The sequence below is a fragment of the Brunnivagina elsteri CCALA 953 genome (assembly GCF_002289455.1).
Lineage (GTDB): Bacteria > Cyanobacteriota > Cyanobacteriia > Cyanobacteriales > Nostocaceae > Brunnivagina > Brunnivagina elsteri.
In genome coordinates this window covers 1-10,316 of the sequence record NZ_NTFS01000240.1, presented here as the reverse complement: position 1 = coordinate 10,316, position 10,316 = coordinate 1, and the positions used below count along the sequence as shown (strand labels likewise).

Sequence of the window (10,316 nt, the reverse complement as noted above, 5' to 3'; positions counted from 1 at the left end):
TAAGATGTTTGTAGTATAGATAAACCTCGTCTATCTTGAGAACTGTAGTTTTCCATAAAGACCTTGAGATTGCTACCTACGGGTAGGCACGAAGTGACTTCCGAAGGTAGACGTTGGCGAAGCCTTCTCGGAGATTAGCGTCTACCTTACGTCGCAATGACGTATTTGAATCGCTAAAAAAACTCCGGGTTTCATCATGGACGAGGTTTATTTAAACTATTGACCGGGTGAAGTCGGCTTCACTCTCACGCAGAGGGGCGGAGAAGAATGCAAAAATCAATCAAAATTAACTATAGAAACTCTGGATGTTAAGCTAAACCACATCTAAATTGCATAACCCAAAAACGTATAATTCTTGTAGTGTGGGCATCTTGCCAGCGTCTTATGTGCAAATTAAATGTGGAACAGCTTAGTTCTCAGTGATGTTACGCAAGTAATAAATAATTAGTAATTTTTATACCGTGCAAATAACTAAATAGTCCTGTCTGCGATAAATTTTCCTGTCTAAATGACTATTGATAGTAGTAAACAGGAATACAATGAGTGATATTGGTCTGCTGATGGCGGGCATATTAACGGCAGGACAACCAACGCTGTCAGAATTACCGGAAGAGCCAGCAATTCAGCCAGACATCACGGTACAAGAATTTAGTCAAGAGGAAAAAGGGCAAAATACAGAAGTTTCCTCCCAAAAAAAAATAGAAGATAGTATGGTGTCAGCGACTTCTTCCAAAAGTATCGCACCACCTGAATTAACGCTTCCCGAAATTAGTTCCGAGGTTACTGGTTCAGAATTAACGAAGAAGCAGAAAAATATATTAAATAAAATTAAAAATAAGCGGGAAATAGGGGAGAAGGGGGAAAGGGAAAAGGACAAAGGGGAAAATGATTTTTCTTTCTCTACTTCTAATTCTCCACTTTTATATGGACAATCAATTGGGTCGTCTCTACCTAATCCTAATTTATACAGACGACCCATCGGGTCGTCTCTACGGAATTCATACGCACAACCCGATGAATCGTCTGTGACTAATTCCCAACTTTCCACGGTTTCCCATCCGGAAATGCTGGATTCCACATCTACTGATGGGATGTCGGAAGTAACATCTGTATCGCAGTTGCAGGATGTGGATTCTTCTAACTGGGCTTTTAGTGCTTTACAGTCTTTAGTGGAGCGCTATGGTTGCGTTGCTGGATATCCAGATGGAACATTTAAGGGAAACCGGGGAATGTCTCGCTATGAATTTGCTGCGGGATTGAATGCTTGTATGGATAAAATTAATGAGTTAATTGCAACTAATAAAGAAAATCTGGCGAAACAAGAAGATTTAATTACGCTACAACGCTTGCAAGCTGAGTTTCAAGGGGAACTCAAAGTGATTCAAGCACGGTTAAATAATTTGGAAGAACGTACAGCAGAACTTAAAGAAAATCAGTTTTCGGCAACAACAAAGCTTTATGGACAAGCGATTTTTAGTGTGCAGGGAACTAATGAGGGTGATGTATATTTGTATCGAGGTGAGGAAACACCACGGAAAGCGGAAACTAATGTGACATTTACAAGTAGCAGTCAATTAACTTTAGCTACCTCATTTACTGGACGAGATTTACTTTTGACTGGACTTGCAGCAGGTAATTTAGGTTCATCAACCCAAGCATTATCTACAAATATGGGTAGATTGGGTTTTGAATCGGATACTGGCAATAATAATGTTTATTTGAATGAATTATCCTATCGTTTCCCAGTTTCCAATAATTTTGGTGTTGTCGTGGGAACCGCAGGAGTAAACCCGGTTAATACTTTTCGCGGAATCAATCCCCTAGAAGGTTCAGGAGATGGGGCAATTTCCCTATTTGGGCAGCGCAACCCAATTTTGGCGATTGGTAGCGGTACTAGTGGTGTTGGTTTCGATTGGCAAATGAGCGATCGCATCTCTCTCCAAGCTGTCTATAGTGCCCAAATCGCTAACTTTCCCGGTGATATTAATACTGGTGGTTTGTTTGGGGGAAATTATACCGCAGGGGCACAACTTACGGTAGCACCTACCGATAATCTTGATGTGGGAATTCATTATCTCTTCAACCATTCACCCGATGGCAACCTCCGTACGGGTATTGGAGACACTCAGTTAGTTTCACCTTTTGCACCGCAAACAACTTTTGATACCCATGCAGTCGGTGCTACCGTCGGATGGCGAGTCAATCCCAATTTACAATTAGGTGGTTGGGGTGGTTGGACTTCTTCAAATCCTGTTAACGTTTCTGGTACAGTTGAAACCACTAATTGGGCAGTTTTTGCAGCATTCCCGAATCTTTTTCGTCCTGGTAATTTGGGGGGTTTAATTGTGGGACAACCTCCTAAAATTACATCAAGTACCTTACCCAGTGGTTATAACCTGCCTAATTTTGCGATTCCAGATTTTGATACAGGTGGTGGTAAAGGTGGACGGGAAGACACATCATTACACTTAGAACTTTTTTACCGTGCCCAAATCAATGACAACATCGCTTTAACTCCCGGTTTATTTGTCATTCTCAACCCCAATCACAATAGGGATAATGACACATTGATAGTCGGGGCAATGCGGGCAACATTCCGGTTTTAATTTACTACTGAGGAAGACGTAATTAATACAATCAGTATTGAGAATTGGGGATTGGGGATTGGGCAATGGATGAGGAAGTAGAGGGCAAAAATATATTTTCTTCCTTCTTGCTTCTGTCTTCTGCCCAATAAAATACAACTTTCACACTCAAAATATCAAACTCAAAGCATGTATAAATTAGGTTTAACAGCTTTAGCTAGTGGTGGTTTGACACTATTGTTTTTAGCTTTGCAAACTTCGCAAGCTACTGCCCAATTGAGTATTCAAACCACTGGTGAAATATCAGGAACCCTAAATTATCCTTTTGGGGTGACTACAAATAATAGTACTACCCGAATTAATACTGATTCTAGTGGTACTTATTTTCGCAATACAGGTACTAAAAGTAATCCAAATTTAGTTCCCGCTTATTCGTCAAAATTTGTCCAAGTCAAAACCAATCCAGATGGTAGTTTGAATTATTTTGTAGACTTTTATGGATTGCAATTTATTTCCCGTGATGGTGCGATCGCATCCCAGGATTTATTGAGTGGAGAACTGCAAACCTATAATTATCAAGGTAGACCAACTTTTCCGGTGAAGTTTCAAGCTTCCGTTCAGGATGAATTATCTTTGCAAAAAGCTTTTTTTGAAGGCATTGTTAGAGACCCAAAAACAGGTAATCTATATCAAGGTAAATTTGAAGTCACAGGACAAGGACCAAGATATAGCGATGTCTACGACGGGCTACGCCAACGCAATGGTGGTGATAGTCCTACTGTTTTTGATTTTAAAACCGATTATGACCCCAAATCAGGTGTTAAACCAACTCCTGCCCTAAGTTCGTACAAAATGACTAATGTTCCCTTGGTACGTTTAACAATCAAAATTCCTCAGGGTACGCAACCCATTCCTCCTGGAGGGGGAACCACTGGAGGAGGAACTACAACTAATCCAACTCCTCCAACTCCTCCAATTTCCACTCCTCCAATTACAGATATAAGTTCTAACCCCACATCACCAACAACTCAACCAAATGTTGAATTTAGTAGTGGACAGATTTCCTCTGCCAACCCAGATAATGTAATTAGTCAAGCAGCTTCAGAAGGGCAAAATAAATTTGCCTTGAATCCCAATAAAGAGAATATTAGTAATGAACAATCTATTTGTTCGCAAAATTCAGTAGATTGTCGTCGCAAACCAAATGCATCAACGAAAATTGGTCCTCGCAGTCGCATCTTGATGCGTTAGCAATTCAGAATCGTAGAGACGTTTCATAGAACGTCTCTCTCCAAAAAATTATTTTAATTAATTCTGGAAACAAGGTAAACGCAGGTGTAGTAAAAAAAATAATACGGAAAATACATACTAAAATTTATTTATCGCGAATAAAATTATCGTTATATTAATGAATTAGGGAATCCAAGCTAAAGGATAAATGTTTATGAAAGTAGAACTAAGCGAATTGATAGCCAAAGTCATACAGGTTTTACAAATTAACAGTAAGTGGATGATTTGGAATCTATTTCTGGCATTTATCCCCTTAGTTCTTAGTGTTTGGCTGTTTCGTAGCAGACGTAAAAATCTTGGAGCTTGGGGATTAGGATTCTTAGCATTATTCGCTTGTATACCACCTAACAGTAATTATTTAAAATCTTTTCTCAAAGCTGTAATTTCTCAAATTACAAAGATTCCTTCACTGCAATTAGGATTATTTTTTATTCTTGGGCTGATACCAGTTAGCATTTGGTTATTTCGCAGTAGATATGGACGTTCTGTACTGTGGTGGTTGGGTTTTGTTGTTTTCTATGGATTTTTACCAAATGCACCTTATTTATTGACTGATGTCATCCATCTGATTGATGATATTCGGACAATTCAATCAATTTGGATTATTACTTTAGTATTATTTCCTATTTATATATTTGTGATTTTGGCAGGATTTCAAGCTTATGTAATTTCTTTAATTAATTTAGGTCAATACTTACACCGTGTTGGGAAAAGTCAGTGGATTTTGGGAGTTGAGTTAATTACTCATTTTTTGTCTGCAATTGGTATTTATTGGGGAAGATTTTTGCGATTCAACACTTGGGACTTCATCACACAACCTGACTATTTATTAACTCGTGGTGTCGAGGAACTTCTTGGTAAACAACCTTTAGTAATTATGGCAATTACTTTCTTCGTTTTGACTGGGTTGTATTGGCTGATGAAGCGCGTCACTTTGGGTTTTGTGAGGCGAGCTAACGATACAATGAATGTGCGACGTAGTATTAGTAGTTAATTTGCTACTTTGTATGATAGTAAATAATTATATTGGTCTTGCCGCTTCTTACGCATATGCGATCGCACTTTTAGTTATCGGAGAATTACTCCGGAAATTTGGGGGAATTCAACCAGATTTAACCCGCAAATTCATCCATATTGGTGCTGGAATGTGGACTTTTGGAGTGTTAGCACTATTCAATTCCTGGCAAGTTGGAATTATTCCTTTTGCTTCGTTCATTTTCCTAAATTATTTGTTCTACCGTTATCGACTTGTTGGGGCAATGGATACCTCCAGTAGTTCCCCAGGTACGGTATATTTTGCTATTTCAGTGACGTTGTTATTTGCAGTATTTTGGCGACCAATGTTAATTGATACAGTGCCAATTGCTACTGCTGGAGTCATGGCAATGACTTGGGGTGATGCATTAGCAGCATTAATTGGGAAAAATTACGGTAAACACAAGTATCAATTTGGGGATAGTACAAGAACTTGGGAAGGTTCGATAGTTATGTTTGTAAGTAGTGCTATAGTTATTTTTTTAGTGCTGACTTTACTACCAAGTTCATTTTTGAGTCCCAATTCTTTAACTTGGGAAACATGGAAAGTGCTTGTTGCTTCCTTTTTAGCAGCTTGTGCAGCGACACTTGTAGAAGCAGTTTCACCACATGGAACGGATAATTTGACGGTTCCGTTGGTAGCAGCAGGTGTTGTTGGGGTTATATTTTATATTTGACTATCGCAATTCACGTATTCGTGAGGTACTGGAAGAAGAAATTAACCGCAGATAAACGCAGATAAATTCGTATCTCAGGTGATGTTCTAAGCTATTAGGAATGTGGATTAAATTTAACCCATATTCCTAACTTTTCAGAAATGGTCGAATATTAATATCCGTCACCTCAGCAGTACGGGGTAAACTAAGAGCGCTAACAACTGCATCGGCAACATCTTCAGCTTGCAGCAATAGTTCTGGTTTATATTCCCTTCCCTCGATTTCGTATATTTTAGCTTGCATTGGACTTGCAGTGCGTCCTGGATAAATGCTGACAACACGTATACCTAAAGCATTAACTTCCGCACGAAGACTATCTGCGATCGCTTTGAGTGCTTGTTTACTAGCTGCGTATTGTCCTGCTCCAGCTTTGACGCTAAATATAGCGCTAGAGTTAATAAAGACAATTTGCCCTTGCTGTTTAATTAATGATGGTAGAAAGGTTTGGGTAAGCAAATAAGGTGAACGAACGTTGGTGCGGTATTGTCGATCTAATTCTTCGACAGGGGTTGTTTTGATTTCACCAAATGATATGGTACCCGCACTGTGAATTAGTAAGTCAATTTCGCCAAATTCTTGCTCTATTTGTGTTTTGAGGGTTTTGATATCTTCATCTTGGGTAATGTCGAGTGGGTATGTAGAAACTTGCGGTGATTTTTTGTGTGTGAGGAATGATACCTCTTGCAATTTTTCTAAATTGCGTCCAATTAGACAGAGTTTTGCTCCTTGGTTTGCCAATGCGATCGCGATCGCGCTTCCGATTCCGCTACTTGCTCCTGTAATTACTGCAACTTGGTTTTTGAATATAGACATTCTGATTTTGGATTTTAGATTTTAGATTTTAGATTTTAGATTTTGGGTCGATACTAATTTATGATTAGGGTTAACAACCGTTAACCCCTACATGAACTATTAACTATTAACATTCTTTCAACAAATTAAATTGCTGTAAAGTATCGGCAGTTTCCTTAATCAAGTCAAATTCTAAATCAGATTTTTCAGCAATATCTAATAAAGAACTTTCTCCATCAGACATATTCAAAACCCACAGCATTGCTAGTTCGCGCTTCTTAGTATCAGTTTGTCCACCAATGGCACTATAAAGCCCGCGTTTTCCTAACATTGGTTCACATTTAGGATTTTGATTCAGGTATTTTTTGTTATTCTCAATAATATTTAAAACTGCTAAAAACTTGGTCAATGAATCTGCTAAATATTCGGGTTTTACTAACTCCAAATTATCTGCCGATGTGTGATATTGCGGATAAGTTCCGTGGGGCGATCGCATAAAGCAACCAACTGGTAAATTAAAGCCAGGTGAGCAATATTGTCTTTCGTCATAACCATATGGTGAAAATTCTTGAATGACGAAATCTTGTCCTGAACGCTGCAAAACATGAATCGCAGCTTTATCTATTTCGGCATTCCCCCGACGACTTTTTTTGTAGTGGGATTTACCGGGGTCGCCAATACATGTTACTACTAAGCCATGTTTGATTTTATCGACATTTGCCTCATTTCTCGCTAGCCAAGTAATCGAACCAATTGTACCCGGAATAAAGATAAACCTATAGGAGTATTTTAGTTTTAATTGACTTAAGTATTGAGCTAAAAATGTTGTTAAAGCAATCCCTGCAAGATTATCATTTGCTAGGGAAGGATGACAAGTATGGCAAGAAATTAATACTTCTTCGTCTGTTTCACCTGGGATGAAATATTCGCCATAAGTCAAGCTTCCGTCTTCTAATGTTGAGTCAATGTAAACTTCATACTCATCATCTTGTATTTGTAATAATTGATTATGACTAAGGCAAAAACCCCAGGTTTCTTTATAGTAAGAAGTCCGATAAGGAACCCAATCAGGTTTATCGGGAATGGAAATTAGATGTTTTTTTAATTCTTCTAATTGAATCTTTTGATTAACAGGCAGACTGTAATTTAAAACATGTAAATTCAACTTTTGGAAATCAATTATTTTTTCACCGCGAGAATTTTTAATATAAGCATCACGAATATTCCATTCTTTGGGAACAGTCCAATCAAAAACAGGAGTTCCAGTTTTAACTTCATGGAGTGCTAAAGAAATATGTTGCTGAACAAAATTAAGCGTTTTCCGAACCCCATCACCCGTAATACTGCGACAGATAGGGTATAAAGCTGAGATTAATTGGTATATTTCTTGACTAACACTATTTACGTCAATTTCTATCCCTATTTTGGTATTTGCAGTATTCACGCCGATAACCCTACGTAAGTATAGTTTACATTTTTACCATTATATGTGTAGGTTACATATTCGCGATCGCGTAAATTTTCTTTTACTGAATCTTTAAAAGACTTTTAATTAGTTGTCATAATTTTCAGATTCCGATCCCACCACAAATCCAAAATCCAAAATCCCCTTATTCCCAAAGTCTTCTCCCTGCTTTCCCCTTCAATCGTTCGTGAGTATCATTCAACAAAGCGGGAATATCCAAATTTTCCGGACACTTGGGTAAACAATCACCGCATTCCGTACAGCGATTTCCTTTCATTCCCGGAAACCAATGTCCAGCATTTTCAAACATCCCATAGCGATATTGACAATAATCATCCATATCGTAAGCAACAGCTAGATTTCGCAACCGCAATACTTCTGGGATATGAATATTTTCTGGACAAGGTAAACAAGCGTAACACTGACTGCATTTGTCCGTTGCTAAAGCTAAATTTTGCTGCTTTTCCAAACGCTCAAATGCCATTATTTCAGCCTGATTCAATTCTCCCCCATTATCTGCAACTTGCAATGGTTCTATTAATTCTTCAGGATTTGCTGCACCAATACTCAAAGTTGTGATGCGCGAATCGGTCAGTAAAAAACGATAATTTAACTCAAGCGGTGTAAATGGAGCGCAAAATTCCTTTAATTTCTCTGGTGGAGTGTAGAGTTTTCCACCTTTATCAGCAGGTGAAATAATAAATATACCCATATCCTTCTCAGTCGCACGTTGAATTGCTAAAGCATTGCGCTGAAAAAAATAGTAATAATGCAGATTGACAAAATCAAATAAATTGGTTTCAATTGCTGCTAAAATTAATTCCAGGGAACCGTGGGTAGAAAAACCAACGTAACGTACCTTCCCCTCGGCAACCGCTTCCCGTACAGCTTGCATACAGCCATTTTCCGACTTTACCCAATCGAGATGTTCCCAAGTATTTAAACCGTGAATTCCCAAGCAATCGAGATAATCCAGATTTAAACGGGCTAAAGATTCCTTAATGTACCGACGCATGGTTTCTGCATCTTGTGTCGGTGGAATTTTGGTGGTGATATGCATCTGGGAACGACACACCAACAACCCAGATGCAATTACACTACCTAGATACTCCTCACTACTACCGTATCCCCTGGCAGTTTCGATATGATTTATCCCGAATGCGATCGCTTGTGAAATTGTTTCCTGTGCTATCTCTTGCGAACCCAGGTAGCGCATGGTTCCCAATGAAAAAACAGACAGTTTTAGATTAGTTTTCCCAAAGCGTCGATATAACATCTATAGAAGTTAGGAGTTGTGAGTTGTGAGTTGTGAGTCATAAGTTATGAGCTATGAGTTATTTTACTCCTAATCCTACAACCTACTCTAGCCCTAAGAGGGCGACTGCGCCAACGAGAGCGGTTATTTTACGGGAAACTGAAAGCCGTATCTACACTCCTAATCCCTAACTCCTAATTTTTTCACCCTTAACTATTTTTAACTGTCAGTGCCGAAGCGTTTGATTAAATCTTCTGGTCGTAAGTTCGAGAGAAACTCACGAAAAGCTTCCTGTTCAGCTTCATCAGCATCACGGTCTACGGGTATGGAGGCATCAGCAATTACTTCTTCCATGACCCATATTGGCGTATTTGTACGGAGTGCAACTGCGATCGCATCACTCGGACGTGCGTCTATTTCCTTTCTATTTTCCCCCTGCCGCAAAATTAGAGATGCATAAAATGTGTCTTTTTGCAAAGAGTGAATAATCACCTTTTCTAAAGTCATATTCCATGCTTCAAAAACATTGATTATTAGGTCATGTGTTAAAGGACGAGGAGGCTTTTGGTTCTCCAACGCGCTCATAATCGCCTTTGCCTGCTCTTGACCTATGTAGATTGGTAATGCACGGCGTTCAGTACTGTCTTTGAGTAGCACTATTGGGCTGCGGGTTATGGCATCTAATGCTATACCAGCGACTCTCATTTCAATCATTGGTTAAGCCTCTACAATCCTTTGAACGCTAGGAACGTATGTAATAAATCGTACCTTTTGCAAGGCAAGATTGAGTTTGACATAAACATTAGTCTTTACTCGCTATAATTGCTTCTATTAAACTCCCTATTTGTTGTGAATACCAGAGTAAGTTAAGCCATCTGATTTTTACAATCATCTACTAACCCAAGTATGCCTTGAATTTGCTATTCATGTATTGATATCTCTATACAAATCAGCATCAGGAATTATACTTAAATAGTTGAGAGTAAGAGTCTAAATACTGGGTGATGTTCTAGCGATAAACCTCTCTGGAAGTAAGCGCTACAAATAGGCAATAAATCAAGCGAGATAAAAGAAAAGCCGTGTTTACAGGATTAATTCAAGCACTAGGAACAATCAAGCCCTTGGGAGGCGATTCTTGGCAAATTTCATTTATCAGCCATTCGTTAGATGTTTTAAAG

8 protein-coding genes and 1 pseudogene are annotated in these 10,316 nt (G+C 38.7%); 5 read left to right on the top strand and 4 right to left on the bottom strand.

Going from position 1 to position 10,316, the window contains the following annotated elements; all coding sequences use genetic code 11:
• Nucleotides 1-539 precede the first annotated feature (539 nt).
• The 4 genes from CK510_RS19395 (at nt 540) to CK510_RS19380 (ending at nt 5,587) form a co-directional block, all read left to right on the top strand.
• Entirely contained in the window at nt 540-2,606 is a 2,067-nt protein-coding gene (locus CK510_RS19395; RefSeq protein ID WP_095723265.1) for an iron uptake porin, read from the top strand.
• A 168-nt stretch (nt 2,607-2,774) separates the two neighbouring features.
• On the top strand, nt 2,775-3,836 hold the full coding sequence (locus CK510_RS19390) for a hypothetical protein (RefSeq protein WP_095723264.1): 1,062 nt from the start codon (nt 2,775-2,777) through the stop codon (nt 3,834-3,836).
• Between the two features lie 193 nt (nt 3,837-4,029).
• Nucleotides 4,030-4,869, top strand: a complete 840-nt coding sequence (locus tag CK510_RS19385; protein WP_095723267.1) for a DUF1361 domain-containing protein — start codon at nt 4,030-4,032, stop codon at nt 4,867-4,869.
• A 13-nt stretch (nt 4,870-4,882) separates the two neighbouring features.
• Entirely contained in the window at nt 4,883-5,587 is a 705-nt protein-coding gene (locus CK510_RS19380; protein WP_095723263.1) for a diacylglycerol/polyprenol kinase family protein, read from the top strand.
• A gap of 126 nt (nt 5,588-5,713) precedes the next feature.
• Here the strand turns inward: CK510_RS19380 and CK510_RS19375 are convergent, their stop codons facing one another.
• From CK510_RS19375 to CK510_RS19360, 4 genes are all read right to left on the bottom strand, one after another.
• A complete protein-coding gene (locus CK510_RS19375; RefSeq protein WP_095723262.1) occupies nt 5,714-6,439 on the bottom strand; it encodes an SDR family oxidoreductase in 726 nt (241 codons plus the stop codon).
• 106 nt (nt 6,440-6,545) lie between these two features.
• The gene (locus CK510_RS19370) at nt 6,546-7,862 is read right to left on the bottom strand and encodes a DUF4910 domain-containing protein (protein WP_245912223.1); all 1,317 of its coding nucleotides are present in this window, start codon (nt 7,860-7,862) and stop codon (nt 6,546-6,548) included.
• A gap of 166 nt (nt 7,863-8,028) precedes the next feature.
• Nucleotides 8,029-9,159 (bottom strand): aldo/keto reductase, encoded by a 1,131-nt coding sequence (locus CK510_RS19365; RefSeq protein WP_095723261.1) that lies wholly within the window; start codon nt 9,157-9,159, stop codon nt 8,029-8,031.
• A 198-nt stretch (nt 9,160-9,357) separates the two neighbouring features.
• Nucleotides 9,358-9,852 (bottom strand): bifunctional nuclease family protein, encoded by a 495-nt coding sequence (locus CK510_RS19360; protein ID WP_095723260.1) that lies wholly within the window; start codon nt 9,850-9,852, stop codon nt 9,358-9,360.
• Nucleotides 9,853-10,217: 365 nt separating this feature from the next.
• Between CK510_RS19360 and CK510_RS33545 the strand changes: the two are divergent.
• Nucleotides 10,218-10,316: pseudogene (locus tag CK510_RS33545) on the top strand (riboflavin synthase); the annotation flags it as partial.